Source organism: Microcella pacifica, assembly GCF_009371975.2.
Taxonomy (GTDB): domain Bacteria; phylum Actinomycetota; class Actinomycetes; order Actinomycetales; family Microbacteriaceae; genus Microcella; species Microcella pacifica.
Genome location: NZ_VIKT02000004.1, coordinates 74,679 through 94,187, shown reverse-complemented (window position 1 = coordinate 94,187; position 19,509 = coordinate 74,679). Strand labels below are relative to the sequence as shown.

The window sequence follows — 19,509 nt, the reverse complement described above, 5'->3', positions numbered from 1 at the left end:
GCCTACGGCTCGTCGACGCGCGGCGGAACACCTCCGCGACCGGCGAGGAAGAGCACGATCGAGGATGCCGTGGCCGGCAGAGCCGGCCCCGTGCCGACCTGCCACTCGCTGTCGACCGCGACGAGGGTTCGCGCGGTGAGGACGCTGCGGCGAGGCGTGGGCGCGCGCACCGCGAGATCCACGGCGACGGCGCCGCTCGCGAAGGGGTCGACGCCGAGGTCCACCTCGAGCGCGGTGCCCAGGTCGAGGGCGGCGACGAGGATCTCGCCGAACTCGCGCACCGAGCAGCGCGCCGTCGCGCCCGAGAGGCTCATAGCCTCCGCGCGCAGCGCGGGGGCGAGGCGGTCGGCGTCGAGGGCGGCGACCTCGGGGCTCGGGATCTCGTGGGCGCCGAGGCGTGACGCGAACCACTGCCACCCGCTCCAGCGTCGCAGGGTGAGCAGCTCGCGCACGGCGTCGTCGACGCTCACCCCGGGCCGCAGCGTCTCGCGGGCGAGCGACTCGGGGCGCGTCTCGAGGAGGTTCGCGAGCGACAGCAGGAGCCCGCTCGCGGGTCGTGCCCAGTTGCGCGTGACCCCGCCGTCGTCGCCGCGCGGTCGGTTGCTCAGGGGCAGGAAGCGGCTCCAGTCGGTCACGGCACCACTGTACGGGGCACCCCTCGACCGACATCGAGGTGACCGGCATCTAGGATTGTGCGGTGCCCTCCGACCCCGTGATCTCCCGTCGCGGGGCATCCCTCCTCGGCATTGCGGGCATCCTGCTCATCGCCGCGACGCTGCGGCTGCCGGTCGGGGCGCTGTCGCCTCTTGCCGACCAGATCTCCGTCGACATCCCGCTCTCCGCCGCCGCGCTCGGAGTGCTCGGCATGATGCCGCCCATCGGCTTCGCGCTCTCCGGGCTCATCGCGCCCCTCGTCGCGCGCCGCGTCGGGCTCGAGACGACGCTGCTCCTCGCCGTCGTCATCATGATCCTCGGGCACGTCGCGCGCGCTCTCGCCGGCGGCTACCTCGTGCTCGTGCTCGGCAGCTTCATCGTGCTGCTCGGGGCGGGCTTCGGCAACGTGCTCATGCCGAGCGCCGTCAAACGCTTCGCCCCGCACGCTCTCGGGCCCATGACCGCGGCCTACGCGATGATCATGGCCGTCGGCTCGGCGGTGCCGCCGACCCTCGCTGTCCCGCTCGCCGAGGAGATCGACTGGCGCTTCTCGCTCGGCTCGTGGGCGATCCTCGTCACCGCGGCACTCGTGCCGTGGGTGCTGCTCGCGGTGCGCGGCGCACGGCGTCGAGCGCGCGATCGCGCCGCCGACCCCGACGCCGCGATCCTCGAGCCCGACCCGCACCGCTTCGCGACCCTCGCCCGCTCGCGCACCGTGTGGGGCATCACGATCCCCTTCACCATCTCGAGCATCTCGGCCTATGTGACGTTCGCGCTGCTGCCGGTGATCCTGCAGGACGTCGCGGGGGTCACGGCGACGGAGGCGGGCTCCCTCCTCGCGGTGTTCGCGATCACGGGACTGCCGCTCGCCTTCCTCGCTCCCGTGCTCACGGCCCGGCTGCGCACGCCGACGGTGATCCTCGCCGCGTCGATGGCACTCTTCCTCGTCGGGTACGGGGGCCTCCTCCTCGCCCCGCAGCCCCTCGTGCTGCTGTGGGTCGTGCTCATCGGGCTCGGTCAGGTCACCTTCCCGATGTGCCTGACGCTCATGTCGCTGCGCACGCGCTCGTCGCAGTCGGCCGCGAGCGTGAGCGGGTTCGTGCAGACGATCGGCTACGCGGTGGCCGCGATCGCCCCGCTCGCGCTCGGCGCGCTGCACGAGCTCACTGGCTCGTGGGCGCCGAGCCTCACGATCCTCATCGTGCTCGCGGCGCTCACGATCGTCGCGATGCCGATGCTCGCGGCGCGCGGCATCGTGGAGGACGAGGTCAGGGCACGAGCTCGCTGAGGTGCACGAGGGCCGCAGCACCGACGAGCGGCCCTTCGCCGCTGAGCGATGAGGCCACGACGCGCGTCTTCGTGACGAAACCGAAGTCGCTGTGCTCGGCGACGGCGCGGCCGACAAGCGGAACGTACTGCTCGCTCACGTGACTGAAGCCCCCGCCGATCGCGACGATGTCGAGGTCGACGAGCGCACTCGCGGAGGCGATGGCGCGCCCCACGGCCGTGGCCGACCTCTCGATCGCGGCGAGCGCGATGGTGTCGCCCGCGCGCGCGGAGGCGGAAAGCTCCTCGCCCGTCGACCCGACCCAGCCCTGCTCGGTCGCCCACCGCACCGAGCGGGGGCCTGAGGCGATCCCCTCGAGGCAGCCCCGCGCGCCGCACGCGCACTCGTCGTCGAACCCGCTCACAGCGACGTGCCCGATGTGGCCGGCGTTGCCCGTGGGCCCCGCGATGATGCGGCCCCCGAGCATGAGCCCGCCGCCCACACCGGTCGAGACGATCATGCCCATGACGTTCGTCTCGCCCTGCGCTGCACCCTTCCAGACCTCGGCGAGGGTGATGCAGATGCCGTCCATGCGCAGCGTCACCGGGATGCCCGGCACGAGTTGCTCGACGAGTCCGCCGAGGGGGTAGTCGCGCCAGGCCGGCAGATTGAGCGGGGAGACGTTTCCGCTCGTGCCCGCGATCGGCCCCGCCGAGCCGATGCCCGCGCCCAGGAGAGTGTCGCCCGGCGCGCGCGCGGCGAGCGTCGCCGTGACGCACTCGGTCACGGCGGCGGCGAGCTGCTCGGCGCTGGAGGCGGACCCGGTCGGTCGGCGATGACGCGACCCGTCGACGAGGGTGCCGTCGGCCGCGACGAGCGCGGACTCGACTTTCGTGCCACCGAGATCGATGGCGAGGGCGAGGTCGGTCATGGTGCTGCTTTCACGAGGAGGGGGAGGGAACTCCTCAGCGTATCGAGATCACGGTGGGCGCCACGCTCTGCTCATCTGAGCACGATCTGCAACATATGTTGTCTCGCTCCACGGACCGTTCTAGGCTGGGGAGGGTTCCTCGTGCCTGAGGCACGCCGGCACGCGATACAGGGGGGAGTGCCCATGGCCGCCACCGACACCACCGCCGCCAACGAGCTGCTCGCCGTGCGCGCGGCCGAGCTGTACTACGAGGAGAACAAGACTCAGGACGAGATCGGCGCGATCCTGCGGGTGACGCGCTGGAAGGTCGGCCGCCTCCTCCAGCAGGCGCGCGATCGCGGCATCATCCGCATCGAGATCGTCCACCCGCGCGCCCGGCGCCTCTCGCTCGAGCGCGAGCTCACCGCGAGTTTCGGCCTGCGCGACGCGATCGTGGTGCCCGGACCCCCCGATGACCGCGAGCTGCAGGCCCGCGTGGCCGAGGCGGCCGCCGACTTCCTCGTGAGCGTCCGACCGATCCCTCGTCTCCTCGGCGTCAGCTGGGGCCGCACGCTGCACCAAGTCGCCGAGTGCCTGCCCGAGGGCTGGTCGACGGGCGTCAACGTCGTGCAGATCAACGGCGGCGTGAGCCTCTCCAAGCGGCCCGGCACGGCGGCGAGCACCGCCGTCATGATCGCCCAGAAGGCCGGCGGCGAGGCGACCCTGCTGCCGACCCCGGCCATCCTCGAACGCCTCGAGACGAAGCGCGCGATCGAGGGCGACCGTACTGTGAGCGGTGTCGTGCAGCGGGCCCGCGGCGCCGCCGCGTACCTGTACAGCGCGGGCGTCGCCGACACGAGCTCGGTGCACGTCGACAGCGGCTACCTCACGCCCGACGACATGCGCAGCCTCGTCGAGAAGGGCGCCGTCGGCGACGTCATCGGCCGGTACATCACCGCGGAGGGCACGATCGCCGACCCCGAACTGGATGCTCGTACCCTCGGCCTCGGACTCGACGAGCTGCGCGACTCGCCCATGAGCATCCTCGTCATCGGCGGTGAGGCGAAGCACCCCGTCGCCCACGCCATCGTGCAGCACGGGCTCTGCTCCGTGCTCGTGACCGACGAGCACACCGCCCGCTCCCTCCTGGACGCGGCCCCCGACTCGACCACCTCTGGAGAGGACCCCTCATGACGCTCGACCACCCGGTCGCCCTCGCTCCCGCCGATCGCGCGGTGCAGCTGCTCGGCGGCGACCTCACCGAGAAGGCCCTGCGGCTGCATCTCGACGGCCTCAGCGGTGTCGACGCCGTCGGCCTCGAGCAGCGCGCCGCCGGGCTCTCGACGCGCTCCATCAAGACGAGCTCGAAAGCCTGGGCGCTCGACACGATCATCCGCACGTGCGACCTCACGAGCCTCGAGGGCGCCGATACGCCCGGTACGATCCGCTCGCTCGTCGCCAAGGCCGTGACGCCCGACGCGACCGACCCCGAGACGCCGCGCGTCGCCGCCGTGTGCGTCTACGGCGACATGGTGCCCTACGCGGTCGAGGCGCTCGGAAGCCTGCACGCGGCAGGAGGCGAGTCGGGCATCCAGGTCGCCGCCGTCGCGACGGCGTTCCCCTCGGGGCGCGCGAGCCTCGCCATCAAGCTCGCCGACACGCGCGAGGCCGTCGCGGCCGGTGCTGACGAAATCGACATGGTCATCGACCGCGGGGCCTTCCTCGCCGGGAGCTTCGCGGTCGTCTTCGACCAGATCGTCGCCGTCAAGGAGGCCTGCCGGCGCACCGACGGCACCTACGCCCACCTCAAGGTCATCCTCGAGACGGGCGAGCTGCAGACCTACGACAACGTCAAGCGCGCCTCGTGGCTCGCGATCCTCGCCGGTGCCGACTTCATCAAGACCTCCACGGGCAAGGTGAGCCCCGCCGCGACCCTGCCGGTGACGCTCCTCATGCTCGAGGTCATCCGCGACTGGCACCGCTTGACCGGCGAGAAGATCGGCATGAAGCCTGCGGGCGGCATCCGCGCCTCGAAGGACGCCGTGCGCTACCTCGTGACCGTCGCCGAGACGGTCGGCGAGGAATGGCTCACTCCGCAGCTGTGGCGCTTCGGCGCCTCGAGCCTGCTCAACGATGTGCTCCTGCAGCGTCAGAAGCTCCGAACCGGTCACTACAGTGGCCCCGACTACGTGACGGTGAACTAGATCATGGGTTTCCTCGAATACGCACCCGCCCCCGAATCGGCGGCGATCCTCAACCTCAAGGCCGAGTACGGGCTCTTCATCGACGGCGAGTTCGTCGACGGCCACGGTGAGGTCTTCGACACCATCTCGCCCGCGACCGAGAAGGTCATCGCGCGCATCGCGCAGGCCGACGGGAAGGATGTCGATCGCGCTGTCGCCGCCGCCCGACGCTCGTACGAGAAGGTCTGGTCGCGCATGAGCGGCAGCGACCGCGGCAAGTACCTCTTCCGCATCGCGCGCCTCGTGCAGGAGCGCAGCCGCGAGCTCGCCGTCGCCGAGGCGCTCGACAACGGCAAGCCGATCCGTGAGACGCGCGACGTCGACGTGCCGCTCGTCGCCGCCTGGTTCTTCTACTACGCCGGCTGGGCCGACAAGCTCGAGCACGCCGGGCTCGGCCCGAACCCGCGCGCACTCGGCGTCGCGGCGCAGGTGATTCCCTGGAACTTCCCGCTGCTCATGCTCGCGTGGAAGATCGCGCCGGCCCTCGCCGCGGGCAACACCGTCGTCATCAAGCCCGCCGAGACGACCTCGCTCACCGCCATGCTCTTTGCCGAGATCCTCCAGCAGGCCGAGCTGCCCGCCGGCGTCGTCAACATCGTCACGGGCCCCGGCTCGACCGGGCAGGCGCTCGTGACGCACGACGATGTCAACAAGGTCGCCTTCACGGGGTCGACGGGCGTCGGTCGGATGATCGCGCGCTCCGTCGCCGGAACGAGCAAGAAGCTCACGCTCGAGCTCGGAGGCAAGGCGGCCAACATCGTCTTCGACGACGCGCCCATGGACCAGGCGATCGAGGGCATCGTCAACGGCATCTTCTTCAACCAGGGCCACGTGTGCTGCGCCGGCTCGCGCCTGCTCGTGCAGGAGAACGTGCACGACGAAGTCATCGACCGGCTCAAGCAGCGCCTGTCGACCCTGCGCATGGGCGACCCGCTCGACAAGAACACCGATATCGGCGCGATCAACTCGGCCGCGCAGCTCGAGCGCATCCGCACCCTCAGCGACGTCGGCGAGGAGGAGGGCGCCGAGCGCTGGACGGCTGACTGCGTGATCCCGGACAAGGGCTTCTGGTTCGCACCGACGATCTTCACGCAGGTCTCGCCTGCGCACCGCATCGCGCGAGAAGAGATCTTCGGCCCCGTGCTCTCGGTCATCACCTTCCGCACCGCGGCCGAAGCGATCGCGAAGGCCAACAACACTCCGTACGGTCTCTCGGCGGGCATCTGGACGGAGAAGGGCAGCCGCATGCTCGCCCTCGCCGACCAGCTGCGCGCGGGAGTCATCTGGGCCAACACCTTCAACCGCTTCGACCCGAGCTCGCCCTTCGGCGGCTACAAGGAGTCGGGCTACGGCCGCGAGGGAGGCCGGCACGGCCTCGCCGCGTACCTGGCTTCGAATGGGTGGGAGGCATCGGGCTCGAGCTCAGCATCCCGGCCCGTCACGAAAGCCAGCAAAACGACCAAGAAGGCGGTGGCGAAGTGAGCCGGCTCACCGTGCCCAAGACGTACAAGCTCTACGTGGGCGGCAAGTTTCCGCGCAGTGAGAGCGGTCGCACCTACGAGGTGGCGACACCCAAGGGCGCGTTCCTCGCGAACGCAGCGCAGGCCTCGCGCAAGGATGCGCGCGATGCCGTGGTCGCCGCCCGCAGCGCCGTGGGCGGCTGGGCCGGCGCGACCGGGTACAACCGCGGTCAGGTGCTGTACCGCATCGCCGAGCTGCTCGAGGGGCGTCGCGCCCAGTTCGTCGACGAGATCGTGCAGTCGGAAGGCGTCTCGGCGACCGCCGCGGGCGCGCAGGTCGACGCGGCGATCGATGTCTGGGTCTGGTACGCGGGCTGGGCCGACAAGTACGCGCAGGTCGCGGGCAACGCCAACCCCGTCGCCGGCCCGTACTTCAATATCTCGGTGCCCGAGCCGACCGGTGTCGTCGCGATCATCGCGCCGCAGCAGGCCACGGGAGCCTCGCTCCTCGGCCTCGCCGCGGTCGTCGCCCCCGCGATCCTCACCGGCAACACGGTCGTCGTCGTCGCCCACGAGCGGGCGCCGCTCTCGGCGATATCGCTCGGGGAGGTGCTCGCGACCTCGGACGTTCCCGGGGGAGTCGTCAACATCCTCACCGGGTCACCGGCCGAGATCGCGCCGTGGCTCGCTGCGCACGCCGACGTGAACGCGCTCGACCTGGCCGGTGCGGGCGACCTCGAGTGGGTCGACCTGCAGATCGCCGCGGCCGAGACGCTCACGCGCGTGCTGCAGCCCGAGCCGGGCATCCCGTCGCCGTCGCTCGACCGCATCGGCGCCTTCATCGAGATCAAGACCGTCTGGCACACGAAGGCGATGCGCTAGCCGCGCGCCCGCCTCGCTGCGCGCCGCGCCGCCCGCTTGCGCCACCCGCCCCCCAGCCGGTTCGTCTCCACAATTCAGGAGTCGGCACCGGCTGAGGGGCGGTTCGGGTGCGGGTACGGCGTGTCGCACGACCTCTGCCGCACGATCTCCTGAGTTGTGGAGGCGCGCGCCGCTCCAGGAGGTGCGTGCCGCTTCAGGAGGCGCGCCGCTTGTGGAGGCGCGAGCTGATCGAGGCAGGCGCGCGCTCCGCCGGGAGGCGGAGACGCCACTCCGTCGGGCGGGGGACGCTGGCCCGCGCGCCCGTCGATAGCGTGGGAGAAAGACTCGAATCGACCCACCGAGAAGGATGCGCATGCTCGCCGACCTGCAGGACTACACCGCCACCGTCGACCCGATCTGGCAGTGGCTCGTGATCATGGCCGCGGCGGCCGTGCCGTTCATCGAGTCGTACTTCGCGGCGCCGATCGGCATCCTCGCCGGTGCGTCGCCCCTCGTGGCGATCCCCGCAGCGATCCTCGGCAATGTGATCTCGATGGTGCTCGTCGTGCTGCTCGCCGGCCGAGTGCGGGGAGCGGCGGGAGCCCACGAGCAGCCGCTCTCACCGCGGCGGGAGCGTTTCAAGCGGCGCTTCGATGCGTGGGGCGTGCCCGGGGTGAGCCTGCTCGGCCAGACCCTGCTGCCGAGCCAGATCACGTCGGGCCTCATGGTCGGCTTCGGGGCGTCGCGCCAGCGCGTCATCCTGTGGCAGATCGTGTCGATCACGCTGTGGGGCCTCGGCTTCGGGCTGCTCGGACTCGGCTTCGTGGCGGCCGTCGTCGGTTGATCGCCCGCTAGTCCTGAGCCGGTGACGCGGAGAGCCGGGCGAGAACGGCGGCGGGGTCGAGGAACTCGCCCGTGCGCTCGACCTCGTGCACGAGCTCGACCATGAGCGCGTTCACGGGCGTCGCGACGCCGCCCTCCGCCCCGGCAGCCACGACGACACCGTTGAGGGCGTCGATCTCGGTGGCGCGCCCCCGACGGATGCTCTGCAACGTCGATGCCGGATTCGGCACGTCCCCCATCCTGGCGGCGAGAGCCCGCGGCACCGCCTCGCCCGCGGCAGGGTCGTCGCTCAACAGCAGCGCGACCTCGTCCGGCCCGACGGCTCCGATGCGTGCCAGGTGCAGACCCTTCGCCCGCGCGACGGTCGCCGTCTCCCGCATGCCGCGCGTGAGAACCGCGCGCAGTCCGTCGTGCGCGACGACCTCCTGCACGCTCAGCCCGGTGACCGCCGGCAGGGCGTTGACCTGGTTGACGAGCAGCTTCGTCCACTGCGCGCCCACGATGTCGTCGGCCACGGTGACCTCCGCGGGGAGAGCCGAGCGCAGCGCGGGCAGCGCGACGGCGACCGCCGCAGGGTCACCGCCGAGCACGAGCGGGTTCGGGCCCGTCACGTCGACGTGCCCTGGCTCGAGAAGGCTCGCGGCGAAGAGTGCCAGGCCGATCGCGACGGGGGAGTGCGGCAGAGCATCCCGCACCGCGGCCTCGCCGCCGAGGCCGTTCTGCACGACGAGCGCGGGCGTGCCGTCGATGCGCGCGGCGGCCTCGAGGGCTGCCGCGGTGTCGTGCACCTTCGTCGTGACGACAAGCAGGTCGAGCGGGGCCACGAGGGCGTCCACGACGCGCACACGGGCCCGGTGGTCGCCCCAGCCGCCCGTGAGCAGCAGTCCATCGCGCGCAATGGCGGCACCGTGCTCGCCGCGCGCCGTCACGACCACGTCGTGCCCCGCGCGGTGGAGGAGCGCCGCGAGGGTGCCGCCGACGGCCCCGGCTCCGAGAACGGCGATGCGCATGCTCGGCATCCTACGCACTGCGCACCGAGCGGTAGCGTGGATGCTGTGACCGCCGGGATGCTCTTCGTCGACAAGCCGCAGGGCCTCACGAGCCACGACGTCGTCGCCCGCGCGCGCCGCGCCCTCGATACGCGCAGGGTCGGCCACGCCGGCACCCTCGACCCGATGGCAACGGGCCTGCTGACGCTCGGCGTCGGCCCGGCCACGCGCCTGCTCACCTACCTCGTCGGCCTCGACAAGACGTACGAGACGACCATGAGGCTCGGCGTCGCGACGACGACGGATGACGCCGAGGGCGAGCCGCTCGGCACTGCCGACCCGGCGGCGCTCGAGGCGGTCACGCAGGAGAGGCTCGAGCGGGGCATCCGGAGCCTGACCGGCGAGATCGAGCAGGTGCCGAGCGCCGTGAGCGCCATCAAGGTCGATGGGCGGCGCGCCTACGATCGCGTGCGCGCTGGCGAGGAGGTCGAGCTCGCGGCCCGCCGCGTGACGGTGAGCGCTTTCGAGGTGCTGGCCGTGCGTCGGCAGGCTGACGGCATCGAGGTGGATGCTCGCATCGACTGCTCGTCGGGCACCTACATTCGCGCGCTCGCGCGCGACCTCGGCGCCGATCTGCGGGTCGGCGGACACCTCACGGCGCTCCGCCGCACGCGCGTGGGCCCGTTCGACACGTCACGCGCCGTCGCGGTCGACGACATCGCGCCGGAGGCGCTCGTGCCGCCCGCCGAGGTGGCGGCGCAGCTCTTCCCGGTGCTGAGGGTGAGCGACGTCCAGGCGCGAGATCTCGGCCACGGCAAGACGCTCGCACAGCCCGACTCGCCCGATGCCGAGCCCCTCGCCGCCGTCGACGCGCGAGGTCGACTCGTCGCCCTCGTGTCGGTGCGGGCGGGTGTCGGCCGTACGCTGGTGGGATTCCCTCAGGAGGCGGCCGAATGATCGAGTGGTTCACCATCGCGCAGATCGTCGTCGCGCTGCTCGTCGGGCTCGTGTGCCTCGTGCTCGGCGGCATCGGCACGAAGCCCAACGACGTCTCCGTGCTCGGCTCGGCCCTCGTCGCGCTGCTGCTTCTCGCTCAGATCGTCATCTCCATCGTCGCGCCGTTCGCGGGCAACGCGCCCACGGGCGACCCGGTCGAGTACTGGATCTACCTCGTCACGGCGCTGCTACTGCCGGTACTCGCCATCATCTGGGCGCTCATCGACCGCTCGCGGTGGGCGACCGTCATCCTCGGGGTCGCCGCGATCACGGTGGCGGTCATGCTCTACCGCATGCAGCAGATCTGGTTCGTGCAGATCTACACGCCCGTCGTGTAGGCGCCGCGGGCGTCAGGCGCCGCGGCCGTCAGGCGCCGCTGCGGGCCGCGGGCAGCGCGGCGATGGCGGCAAGCACCTCGTCGAGCCCGGCGACGAGATCGGGTACGACGAGAATCGCCTCTGTCTGCCGCAGCTCCTCGACCGTGAACGCCCCCGTCGCGACGGCGATGAACGGGATGCCCGCGGCCCGAGCCGCCTCGTCGTCGCGCGGGGTGTCGCCGATGATGACGAGCGCGTCGTCGGGGAGGGCCGCGCGCGCGGCCGCGGTGATCTCGCTGCGGTCGCGCGCCGTCGCGCCGAAGTACGAGCGCTGCCAGTCGAACGCCGCGTCGCCGAGCGCCGCAGCCGTGAGCCCGGCGCCCTCGAGCTTGACGCGCGAGCGCGTGAGCGAGTTGCCCGTGAGGAGGGCGTTGCGCCACCCGCGGGCGGCGCACGCGCGCAGAGCATCCTCGACTCCCGGTGCGGTCTCGCGACGGTCGCCGCTCTCAGCGCGCTCCACCGAGAGGTCGTCGAGCACCGTGCGGGCGCGCTCGTGCCACTCGTCGCCGTAGCCGAAGTGGGTGAGGATCTCCCTGAGGATGAGCCCATCGGGCTTGCCGTGCGTGCGCGGCAGGGCCGGGCCGAGCTCGCGCTCCACGGCGCGCTCGACGGCCGAGTGGTAGAGCTCACCGCCGCCGGAGTAGGCGTTCAGCAGCAGGGTTCCGTCGACGTCCCAGAGGATGGTGGTGGTCACCCCTCCACCCTGCCAGAGCGGCGCACGCGGCTCTGCACGACCTCGGCGAGCTCGCGTGAGTCGGCGGCGATGCCGTGGATGATCGAGGAATCGAGTCGGCGCTGCCAGGGCAGGCCGATCCAGTACAGGCTGTCGACGGGGGAGACGCCGCGGTCGTGACGAGGTGCGCCGTGCTCGGTCAGCGCACCGTCGACCTGCACGAAGGGGTAGTGGGCGCGGAACCCGGTGGCCCACAGCACCCCATCCACCTCGACCCGCGTTCCGTCCTGCAGCTCGAGTTCTCGACCGGCGGCGCCGACCACGCGGCTCGTGAGCAGTCGCAGGCGCCCCGCTCGGATGGCGCGCTTCGCCTGCGTGCCGAGGATGCCGTCGCCGCGAGAGTGGATGTACTCGCTGATGCGGCTGTCGGCGGGCGAGCTGAGGATGCCGAAGAGCTTGAGGGGCCAGTACACGGTCGCCCCGAGGACGCGTTCGGGAATGAACCACGGCTTCTGCGGCGCGATCATGGTCACCTCGTGCGTCGCCGACAGCTCGTCGGCGAGCTGTGCAGCCGAGTTGCCGCCGCCGACGACCGCGATGCGTCCGGGAGGCAGATCCTCCGGGCCCTCGTACGCGGTCGAGTGCACCTGCACGACCTCGGGGTGCAGGCCCGCGGCGACGCGGGGCACGCGCGGGTACTGGAACGGACCCGTCGCGATGACGACCGCGCGCGCGTGCACGGTGCCGCGGGTCGTGTCGGCGACGAAGCCGCGGCCGTCGCCGTCACCGTCGCGGGTGATCGCCGTGACGCGCGTCTGTGCCACGACGGGCAGCGCGTGCTTCTCGGCGTACGCCTCGAGATAGTCGGCGATCTCGTCCTTCGTGGGGTAGTAGCCCGCCGAGTCGGGCAGGGGCAGCCCGGGCAGTGCCGAGAACCGCCGCGGGGTGAAGAGCACGAGGCTGCGCCAGCGCGCCCGCCACACGTCGCCGACCCGATCGCGGTCGTCGACGATCACGAAGGGCACGCCCGCCTCGCGCAGCCGGTACCCCATACCGAGGCCGGACTGCCCGCCGCCGACGATGAGCACCTCGGTGGTCTCGGGCAGCGCGGTGTCGTGGTCAGGGCTCGTCGTCACGGCATGCTCTCCACTCGCGTTCTTCGGCGTCGACGCCCCGACCGACGGGTGCGGCGTCTCCACAATTCAGGAGTTCGGGATGCTCGCACCGCGCGACACGCCCGGCAGAGCATCCCGGCCCTCGTTCTGCAGTGTCTCGTCCTGAATTGTGGAGATGCCGCACGGGAGGCGGTGCCGCGCAGGTCGCGCAGGCCCGCGAGGTGCCCGGCGCCGCAGCCTGCCCTGGGCTGGGAGAATGGAGCCGTGCCCAGCGCCCTGCCGATCGCCGACCCGGCTCCCGAGGACGGGGCGCTGCCGTCGACCGTCGCGGAGGGCGCCGAGCAGCGCGAACTCGGCGTGTACCTGCACGTGCCCTACTGCCGCGTGCGGTGCGGCTACTGCGACTTCAACACGTACACGGCCGACGAGGTGCGCGGGGTGAAGCGCAGCGACTTCGCCGACCAGGCGATCGCCGAGCTCGACCTCGCCGCGCGCGTGCTCGACGCCGCGGGCCTGCCGCCGCGGGCTGCGAGCACGGTCTTCCTCGGCGGGGGCACGCCGACGATCCTGCCGCCCGCCGACCTCGCCCGCATGATCGGCGCGGTGCGCGACCGATTCGGTCTCGCGCCCGACGCGGAGGTCACGACCGAGTCGAACCCCGACTCGATCGACGCCGCCGGCCTCGCGGCCCTCGCCGACGCCGGCGTGACGCGCGTTTCGTTCGGCATGCAGTCGGCGGTGCCGCACGTGCTGCGCACCCTCGAGCGCACGCACGACCCCGAGAACGTCGCGCGCCGCGTCGCCGAGGCGCGCGCGGCCGGCCTCGCCGTGAGCCTCGACCTCATCTACGGCACGCCCGGCGAGTCGCCCGATGACTGGGAGGCGAGCCTCGCGGCCGCGCTCGCCGAGCGGCCCGACCACGTGAGCGCCTACGCCCTCATCGTCGAGGAGGGCACGAAGCTCGCGCGCCAGATCGCGCGCGGCGAGGTGCCTCCCGTGGACGACGACCTGCACGCGGCGGCCTACGAGGCGGCGGATGCTCGGCTCACGGCGGCCGGATACCACTGGTACGAGGTCAGCAACTGGGCGACGGCACCCGAGCAGCGCTCGCGGCACAACCGCGCCTACTGGACGGGCCAGGACTGGTGGGGTGTGGGCCCGGGCGCGCACAGCCACGTCGGCGGCGTGCGGTGGTGGAACGTCAAGCACCCGCACGCCTATGCGCAGCGGGTCGGGGCAGGAGTCAGCCCCGCCGCCGGTCGCGAGACGCTCGACGCCGAGACGCGGCGCGTCGAGCGCGTTCTGCTCGAGACGCGGCTGCGCGAGGGTCTGGACCGCGAGCTGCTGACGCCGTCGGGGCGGCACGCAGTCGCTGGCCTGCTCGCCGACGAACTCATCGAACCGGCCGCCGCCTTCGCGGGCCGCATCGTGCTGACCCTGCGCGGGCGGCTGCTGGCCGACGCTGTCGTGCGACGACTGCTGCCGGATTAGGCCGTCGACCGCGTCAGTTCAAGAACTTGATCGCGACGGGGTAGTAGTACTCCTCGCCGCGGTTGGCGGCGATCGCGGCAATGATGCCGAACACGATGATGACGACTCCTACGGCGAGCAGCACGAGGAACCCGATGAAGACGAAGGCCAGCACGTAGCCGGCGACGTAGCCGATGAGCATCGTGAGTTGGAAGTTGAGCGCCGTCATGGAGTGGCCGCGGATGAACGGCCCGCGGTCCTTGAGCACGAGGTACCCGACGAGGGCGGGCACGAAGCCGAAGAAGATGCCGCCGACGTGAATCAATGTCGCCCACAGCTTCTCGTCCTCGGGCCGCAGGGGTGCGGGGGCGGTGGCGTACGGGTTGACGGGCGGCTGTTGGCTCATGGGGCCATTAAACACCGCACGGGGCCCGGCGCGATAGCGCGCGGGCCCCGTGGGCGGAAAGTGATGACCTACTTGATGAGGCGGATCGACACGGCGTAGCGGTATGCGGTGCCGTCCTTCGCCTTGGTGAAGCCCATGATCGAGAAGATCACGGCGAACACCCACACGGCGAGCGGGAAGATCCAGCCGATGAGCGCCCAGAGGCCCAGCGTCACGGCGCCGAGGATCGCGTTGAGGATGAAGATGACGACCTGCGCGATCGCCACCGTGATCTGGAAGTTCAGGGCCTCCTTGGCCTCCTGGTTCGTGAACGAACCGCGGTCCTTGAAGACGAGCCAGATGATGAGGGCGGGCAGGAAGCCCAGGATTCCGCCGAGGTGGGCGAAGGAAGCCCACTGGCGGTCCTCGGTCTCGCTGAGGGGCTGGGCGGGCTGCGGAGCTGCGGGGGGCGGAGTGGACTCAGTCATGTGGGTGCTGCCTTTCAATCGTCCGAACAAGAGGGACCCGGGGTGGAGCCTGACGTGTGACTCGCATCGTTGCGGTGTGCATAACTGCTCCGCGCGGTGCGAGCACACCATCACCGTAGTGCGCACCTCCGTCGGAGGCAACGATGCGCTCACGGTGTGGCGGGGTAGAATTGGCAGTCAGTGGTTTCGAGTGCCAGCGGCGCGGCCACGACGACGGCCATGAGAACAGCCACGACGACGAGCACGACGAGGAGAGGGGCAAGGATGGTTTCCGACCGCGCTCTGCACGTCTTGCGGGCCATCGTGCAGGACTACGTCGCCTCTCGCGAGCCCGTCGGCTCGAAGGCGATCGTCGATCGCCACCAGTTCGGCGTCTCCGCCGCGACGATCCGCAACGACATGGCGCTCCTCGAAGAAGAGGAGCTCATCTCGGCACCCCACACCTCCTCGGGTCGGGTGCCGACCGACAAGGGGTACCGGGTCTTCGTCGACCAGCTCGCCGACCTGCGGCCGCTGAGCGCCGGCCAGCGCCAGGCCATCGCCGCCTTCCTCGATCAGTCGGTCGACCTCGACGACGTCTTCGCGCGCACCGTGCGCCTGCTCTCCTCCCTGACCAACCAGGTCGCGCTCGTGCAGTACCCGACGCTCGGCAATGCGCGCGTGCGGCACATCGAACTCGTGCCCATGAGCCCGACGCGCCTCATGACGGTGTTCATCACCGACGGCGGTCGCGTTGACCAGCGCATGATCGAACTACCGGTCGAGGCCGACGAGGTGTTCGTGGGGGAGCTGCGGGCGAAGCTCAACGCCGCGCTCTCCGGCCGTGCTCTCGCGGAAGTCGGCACCGTTGCCGGCACGCTCGACGGCCAATTCGCCCCCGATCGGCGGGAAGCCGTTCGTGTGGTCGCGGATGCCCTGCTCAGGCACGTCGACGAGCACCGCTCCGATCGGCTCGTGATGGCGGGTGCCGCCAACCTCGTGCGCACCGAGCAGGACTTCGCGGGCAGCGTCTACCCCGTCCTCGAGGCGATCGAGGAGCAGGTGACGCTCTTGAAGCTGTTCAGCGAGATGCAGCTCGACAGCCAGGGGGTGTCGGCACGCATCGGCCGCGAGAACGATGTGGCGCTGCAGGAGGCGGCCGTCGTCACGAGCGCGTACAGCATGGGCAGCGACTCGAGCGCGAAACTCGGGGTGCTCGGCCCCACCCGAATGGATTACTCGAACAACATGGCAGCGGTCCGCGCCGTGGCGCGCTACGTGTCGCGACTGCTCGGTGAGGAATAAGTGGCAGACCACTACGAAGTGCTCGGAATCGATCGCGGTGCGAGCGCCGATGAGGTGAAGAAGGCGTACCGACGCCTCGCACGAGAGCTGCACCCCGACGTCAACCCGAGCGGGGAGGCGGCGGAGCGGTTCAAGCAGGTCACGCACGCCTACGACGTGCTGAGCGACCCGCAGCAGCGCCAGCAGTACGACATGGGCGGCAGCGGCGGCATGGGCGGAGCATCCGGATTCGGAGGCTTCGGCGACATCTTCGAGACGTTCTTCGGAGGAGGGCAGTCGCAGCGCGGCCCCCGGTCGCGCCGCGAGCGCGGGCAGGACGCCCTGCTGCGTGTCGAGGTCGAGCTCGATGAGATCATCTTCGGCACCCATCGCGAGATCGAGGTCGACACAGCCGTGCTGTGCGAGACCTGCAACGGCTCCTGCTGCTCACCCGGCACCGAGCCCGCCACGTGCGACATCTGCCGGGGCTCCGGTCAGATTCAGCGCACCGTGCGCAGCCTGCTCGGCAACGTGCTCACCTCGAGCCCGTGCGGCACGTGCCGCGGCTACGGCACCGTCATCCCGAGCCCGTGCCCGACGTGCGCCGGCCAGGGCCGCGTGCGCGCGCGCCGCACCGTCGCCGTCGACATTCCCGCGGGAGTCGACACGGGCCTGCGCATCCAGCTTCCCGGTCAAGGCGAGGTCGGCCCCGCGGGCGGCCCCAACGGTGACCTGTACCTCGAGATGAAGGTCAAGACGCACGAGACGTTCAGCCGCAACGGCGACGACCTGCTCGCGACCGTCGAGGTGCAGATGGCCGACGCGATCCTCGGCACGACCGTCACCCTCCCGGGCCTCGACGGCGACGTGAGCGTCGAGCTCAAGGCCGGCACGCAGAGCGCCGAGATCATCACGATCAAGGACCGCGGCATCACGCGTCTGCGCGGCTCCGGCCGCGGCGATCTGAAGATCGGCGTGCAGGTCGTCACCCCGGCCCGGCTCAACAGCAAGGAGACCGAGCTCATCAAGCAGTTCGCCGCGAGCCGTCGGCCTGTGCCGCCCCAGTTCGCGACGTTCCAGCAGGGGCTCTTCTCCAAGCTGCGCGACCGCTTCCTCAACCTGTAGCTCGCCCGATGGCGCATTTCTACCTCGACGAGAGCCTCGCGGCGCAGCTGAGCGCAGCGGGCGAGGTTCCCGGGGTGGTCGTCTCCGTGCAGGGGGCGGATGCCCGGCACGCCGTCACCGTCGCACGCGTGCGCCCCGGCGAGAGCCTGCGGCTCGGCGACGGCGCCGGTCTCGTGCTGCACGGCACCGTGACCGAGGCGGATCCGGCCGCCGTCGCACTGCGGGTCGAGCACGTCGAGCGCCACGAGCGGCCCGCGCCGCGCATCCTGCTCGCGCAGGCGCTCGCCAAAGGCGATCGCGACGAGCTCGCTGTGCAGGCGGCGACCGAGCTCGGCGTCGGCGGTGTCATCCCCTGGCACGCCGCGCGCAGCGTGTCGCGGTGGGAGGGCCCCAAGGTCGCCAAGGGCGTCGCGCGCTGGCAGTCGATCGTGCGGGAGGCGAGCAAGCAGTCGCTGCGGCCGTGGCTGCCCGAGGTCGAGCGGCTCGTCTCGACGCGGGAGCTGGCGGCACGAGCATCCGGTGCCGTCATGATCGTGCTCGACACTGCGGGCGAGCGCCCGCTCACCGCGCTGACGGCGACCGACCTGGGGGAGGGCGACCTCGTGCTCGTCGTCGGGCCGGAGGGGGGCATCACCGATGCCGAGCTCGCCGAGCTCGAGGCGGCGGGCGCCCACCGTGTGCGGCTCGGGGATACCGTGCTGCGCACGTCGACGGCGGGGCCGGCGGCGATCGCGCTGCTCAATGCCGCGCTCGGGCGCTGGTGACCGCGCCTGCGGCACCCTGAGCGACTCCCCGGCGGCCATCGGTGCCTCGCTCTAGACTGGACACCATGACGACGAGCGAGCCGACGATCTTCGAGCGCATCATCGCGCGCGAGATTCCCGCCGACATCGTGCACGAGACCGACACGGTCATCGCCTTTCGCGACATCGCCCCGAAGGCGCCCGTGCACCTCCTCGTTGTGCCCAAGACGGCGCAGTACCGCAACGTTGCCGAGCTTGCCGCGGGAGACCCCGGCCTGCTCGCCGAGGTCGTCGCCGTCGCACAGGAGCTCGCGCGAGAGCACGCCGACGGAGAATTCCGCCTCGTGTTCAACACCGGCCCGAATGCGGGCCAGACCGTCTTCCACGTTCACGCCCACGTCCTCGCGGGCGGCCTAGCCGAAGGAACCCTTGCCGACTGACGATCTCGCGGCGAACAACACCAACGCCGCCGACGCGAACCCCGCCCCTGCGTCACCCGCCTCTGCGTCCTCCGCGCCTGCGTCCGCCGCGACCGCGCGGCGGTCTCTTGAGGTCGACGGCGTCGCCATGGTGCGGCTGCTCGGCCCGCAGGACCGCCTGCTCACGACGCTCGAAGCCCAGTACCCGCTCGTCGACGTGCACGTGCGCGGAAACCAGGTGACGCTCGAGGGCGACGCTTCTCAGGTCGACGCGGCCTACCGTCTCGTCGACGAGCTCATCACCATGGTGCGGCAGGGTCACGATCTCGGGCCGACCGAGGTGACCTCCTCGAAGCGCATCCTCGATGCCGGTGCGGGCAGCCCTGCGGAGGTGCTGAGTCAGGCGATCCTCACGAGTCGCGGCAAGAGCATCCGCCCCAAGACGCTCGGCCAGAAGGCCTACGTCGACGCGATCGACCTCAACACGATCGTCTTCGGCATCGGCCCCGCGGGCACCGGCAAGACGTACCTCGCCATGGCGAAGGCCGTGCAGGCGCTGCAGCGCAAGGAGGTCGAGCGCATCATCCTCACGCGCCCGGCCGTCGAGGCGGGGGAGCGGCTCGGGTTCCTGCCGGGCACGCTCACCGACAAGATCGACCCCTACCTGCGGCCGCTCTACGACGCGCTCAACGAGATGATGGACCCGGAGCTCGTGCCCAAGCTGCTCACGACGGGCGTCGTCGAGGTCGCGCCGCTCGCGTACATGCGCGGGCGCACGCTCAACAACTCGTTCATCGTGCTCGATGAGGCGCAGAACACGAGCCCTGAGCAGATGAAGATGTTCCTCACTCGGCTCGGCTTCGGCTCGAAGATGGTCGTCACGGGCGACATCACGCAGGTCGACCTGCCCGTGGGCGCGAGCGGTCTGCAGCTCGTGACCCGCGTGCTCGGTGAGATCGACGACATCCACTTCGCGCGCCTCACCTCCGATGACGTCGTGCGCCACTCGCTCGTCGGCCGCATCGTCGACGCCTACACGAAGTACGACGCGCAGAAGCAGGCACAGCAGTACGAGCGCGAGCACGGCCGAAGAGGCGACGGCGGCGCGGATGCTCGCGGCGGCAACCGCGCGGAGCGTCGCGCCGGGCTCGGCGGCGCGCGTGGTGGCGCGGCGCAGCCCCGCGACCGGTTCCCCCGGCGCCCGCGACCCGAGACCGGAGGGCGCTGA

Annotated in this window: 21 protein-coding genes; 14 read left to right on the top strand and 7 right to left on the bottom strand. The window is 71.4% G+C overall.

All coding sequences use genetic code 11. From position 1 onward, the window contains the following. Positions 1-2: 2 nt before the first annotated feature. Entirely contained in the window at positions 3-635 is a 633-nt protein-coding gene (locus tag FK219_RS03555; RefSeq protein ID WP_152583058.1) for a hypothetical protein, read from the bottom strand. Between the two features lie 62 nt (positions 636-697). Between FK219_RS03555 and FK219_RS03550 the strand changes: the two genes are divergently transcribed. Continuing rightward, positions 698-1,942, top strand: a complete 1,245-nt coding sequence (locus FK219_RS03550; protein ID WP_152583057.1) for an MFS transporter — start codon at positions 698-700, stop codon at positions 1,940-1,942. Here the strand turns inward: FK219_RS03550 and FK219_RS03545 are convergent. After that, positions 1,923-2,852 carry an ROK family protein gene (locus FK219_RS03545; RefSeq protein ID WP_152583056.1) on the bottom strand — a complete coding sequence of 310 codons (930 nt, stop codon included), beginning with the start codon at positions 2,850-2,852 and terminating at the stop codon, positions 1,923-1,925. The genes FK219_RS03550 and FK219_RS03545 overlap by 20 nt on opposite strands. A gap of 183 nt (positions 2,853-3,035) precedes the next feature. Between FK219_RS03545 and FK219_RS03540 the strand changes: the two genes are divergently transcribed. The 5 genes from FK219_RS03540 (at position 3,036) to FK219_RS03520 (ending at position 8,239) form a co-directional block, all read left to right on the top strand. Next, positions 3,036-4,025, top strand: coding sequence for a sugar-binding transcriptional regulator (locus FK219_RS03540; RefSeq protein ID WP_152583055.1), 990 nt, complete (start codon positions 3,036-3,038; stop codon positions 4,023-4,025). Beyond that, entirely contained in the window at positions 4,022-5,035 is a 1,014-nt protein-coding gene (gene deoC / locus FK219_RS03535; RefSeq protein ID WP_152583054.1) for a deoxyribose-phosphate aldolase, read from the top strand. Before FK219_RS03540 ends, deoC begins: the two co-directional genes overlap by 4 nt. Positions 5,036-5,038: 3 nt before the next feature. Then, on the top strand, positions 5,039-6,556 hold the full coding sequence (locus tag FK219_RS03530; RefSeq protein WP_152583053.1) for an aldehyde dehydrogenase family protein: 1,518 nt from the start codon (positions 5,039-5,041) through the stop codon (positions 6,554-6,556). Then, positions 6,553-7,416: an aldehyde dehydrogenase family protein gene (locus FK219_RS03525; protein WP_152583052.1), complete on the top strand. Its 864-nt coding sequence runs from the start codon at positions 6,553-6,555 to the stop codon at positions 7,414-7,416. The genes FK219_RS03530 and FK219_RS03525 overlap by 4 nt, the downstream gene beginning before the upstream one ends. Positions 7,417-7,768: 352 nt before the next feature. Next, a complete protein-coding gene (locus FK219_RS03520; protein ID WP_152583051.1) occupies positions 7,769-8,239 on the top strand; it encodes a small multi-drug export protein in 471 nt (156 codons plus the stop codon). Positions 8,240-8,246: 7 nt separating this feature from the next. Here FK219_RS03520 and FK219_RS03515 read toward each other — a convergent pair whose 3' ends face one another. Next, positions 8,247-9,248: a ketopantoate reductase family protein gene (locus FK219_RS03515; protein WP_152583050.1), complete on the bottom strand. Its 1,002-nt coding sequence runs from the start codon at positions 9,246-9,248 to the stop codon at positions 8,247-8,249. Positions 9,249-9,305: 57 nt separating this feature from the next. Between FK219_RS03515 and truB the strand changes: the two genes are divergently transcribed. Both truB and FK219_RS03505 read left to right on the top strand, forming a co-directional pair. Next, a complete protein-coding gene (gene truB / locus FK219_RS03510) occupies positions 9,306-10,184 on the top strand; it encodes a tRNA pseudouridine(55) synthase TruB (protein WP_152583134.1) in 879 nt (292 codons plus the stop codon). Continuing rightward, positions 10,181-10,561, top strand: coding sequence for a hypothetical protein (locus tag FK219_RS03505; RefSeq protein ID WP_152583049.1), 381 nt, complete (start codon positions 10,181-10,183; stop codon positions 10,559-10,561). The genes truB and FK219_RS03505 overlap by 4 nt, the downstream gene beginning before the upstream one ends. Before the next feature lie 28 nt (positions 10,562-10,589). On the opposite strand, the gene FK219_RS03500 is transcribed toward FK219_RS03505, so the two are convergent. After that, entirely contained in the window at positions 10,590-11,294 is a 705-nt protein-coding gene (locus FK219_RS03500) for an HAD family hydrolase (protein ID WP_152583048.1), read from the bottom strand. Continuing rightward, a complete protein-coding gene (locus FK219_RS03495) occupies positions 11,291-12,409 on the bottom strand; it encodes a flavin-containing monooxygenase (protein WP_152583047.1) in 1,119 nt (372 codons plus the stop codon). Before FK219_RS03495 ends, FK219_RS03500 begins: the two co-directional genes overlap by 4 nt. 243 nt (positions 12,410-12,652) lie before the next feature. Between FK219_RS03495 and hemW the strand changes: the two genes are divergently transcribed. Further along, the gene (gene hemW / locus FK219_RS03490) at positions 12,653-13,879 is read left to right on the top strand and encodes a radical SAM family heme chaperone HemW (RefSeq protein ID WP_152583046.1); all 1,227 of its coding nucleotides are present in this window, start codon (positions 12,653-12,655) and stop codon (positions 13,877-13,879) included. 13 nt (positions 13,880-13,892) lie between these two features. Here hemW and FK219_RS03485 read toward each other — a convergent pair whose 3' ends face one another. Together FK219_RS03485 and FK219_RS03480 are read right to left on the bottom strand one after the other, a co-directional pair. Continuing rightward, complete coding sequence (locus FK219_RS03485; protein WP_152583045.1) at positions 13,893-14,264, bottom strand: DUF4870 domain-containing protein; 372 nt, start codon at positions 14,262-14,264, stop codon at positions 13,893-13,895. A gap of 68 nt (positions 14,265-14,332) precedes the next feature. Further along, positions 14,333-14,731 (bottom strand): DUF4870 domain-containing protein, encoded by a 399-nt coding sequence (locus tag FK219_RS03480; protein WP_152583044.1) that lies wholly within the window; start codon positions 14,729-14,731, stop codon positions 14,333-14,335. A gap of 264 nt (positions 14,732-14,995) precedes the next feature. Here FK219_RS03480 and hrcA point away from each other — a divergent pair, with 264 nt between their 5' ends. From hrcA to FK219_RS03455, 5 genes are all read left to right on the top strand, one after another. Then, on the top strand, positions 14,996-16,015 hold the full coding sequence (gene hrcA, locus FK219_RS03475; protein ID WP_152583043.1) for a heat-inducible transcriptional repressor HrcA: 1,020 nt from the start codon (positions 14,996-14,998) through the stop codon (positions 16,013-16,015). After that, the gene (gene dnaJ / locus FK219_RS03470) at positions 16,016-17,119 is read left to right on the top strand and encodes a molecular chaperone DnaJ (RefSeq protein WP_152583042.1); all 1,104 of its coding nucleotides are present in this window, start codon (positions 16,016-16,018) and stop codon (positions 17,117-17,119) included. 8 nt (positions 17,120-17,127) lie between these two features. Next, positions 17,128-17,883, top strand: coding sequence for a 16S rRNA (uracil(1498)-N(3))-methyltransferase (locus FK219_RS03465; RefSeq protein ID WP_152583041.1), 756 nt, complete (start codon positions 17,128-17,130; stop codon positions 17,881-17,883). 65 nt (positions 17,884-17,948) lie between these two features. Next, positions 17,949-18,302: a histidine triad nucleotide-binding protein gene (locus FK219_RS03460; RefSeq protein WP_152583040.1), complete on the top strand. Its 354-nt coding sequence runs from the start codon at positions 17,949-17,951 to the stop codon at positions 18,300-18,302. A gap of 127 nt (positions 18,303-18,429) precedes the next feature. Continuing rightward, a complete protein-coding gene (locus FK219_RS03455) occupies positions 18,430-19,509 on the top strand; it encodes a PhoH family protein (protein ID WP_152583133.1) in 1,080 nt (359 codons plus the stop codon).

Coding starts and splice junctions, on each gene's coding strand:
- FK219_RS03545 (WP_152583056.1), bottom strand. CDS start 2,852: ATGACCGACCTCGCCCTCGCCATCGATCTCGGTGGCACGAAAGTCGAG.
- FK219_RS03540 (WP_152583055.1), top strand. CDS start 3,036: ATGGCCGCCACCGACACCACCGCCGCCAACGAGCTGCTCGCCGTGCGC.
- deoC (WP_152583054.1), top strand. CDS start 4,022: ATGACGCTCGACCACCCGGTCGCCCTCGCTCCCGCCGATCGCGCGGTG.
- FK219_RS03530 (WP_152583053.1), top strand. CDS start 5,039: ATGGGTTTCCTCGAATACGCACCCGCCCCCGAATCGGCGGCGATCCTC.
- FK219_RS03520 (WP_152583051.1), top strand. CDS start 7,769: ATGCTCGCCGACCTGCAGGACTACACCGCCACCGTCGACCCGATCTGG.
- FK219_RS03515 (WP_152583050.1), bottom strand. CDS start 9,248: ATGCGCATCGCCGTTCTCGGAGCCGGGGCCGTCGGCGGCACCCTCGCG.
- truB (WP_152583134.1), top strand. CDS start 9,306: ATGCTCTTCGTCGACAAGCCGCAGGGCCTCACGAGCCACGACGTCGTC.
- FK219_RS03505 (WP_152583049.1), top strand. CDS start 10,181: ATGATCGAGTGGTTCACCATCGCGCAGATCGTCGTCGCGCTGCTCGTC.
- FK219_RS03485 (WP_152583045.1), bottom strand. CDS start 14,264: ATGAGCCAACAGCCGCCCGTCAACCCGTACGCCACCGCCCCCGCACCC.
- FK219_RS03480 (WP_152583044.1), bottom strand. CDS start 14,731: ATGACTGAGTCCACTCCGCCCCCCGCAGCTCCGCAGCCCGCCCAGCCC.
- hrcA (WP_152583043.1), top strand. CDS start 14,996: ATGGTTTCCGACCGCGCTCTGCACGTCTTGCGGGCCATCGTGCAGGAC.
- FK219_RS03465 (WP_152583041.1), top strand. CDS start 17,128: ATGGCGCATTTCTACCTCGACGAGAGCCTCGCGGCGCAGCTGAGCGCA.
- FK219_RS03460 (WP_152583040.1), top strand. CDS start 17,949: ATGACGACGAGCGAGCCGACGATCTTCGAGCGCATCATCGCGCGCGAG.
- FK219_RS03455 (WP_152583133.1), top strand. CDS start 18,430: ATGGTGCGGCTGCTCGGCCCGCAGGACCGCCTGCTCACGACGCTCGAA.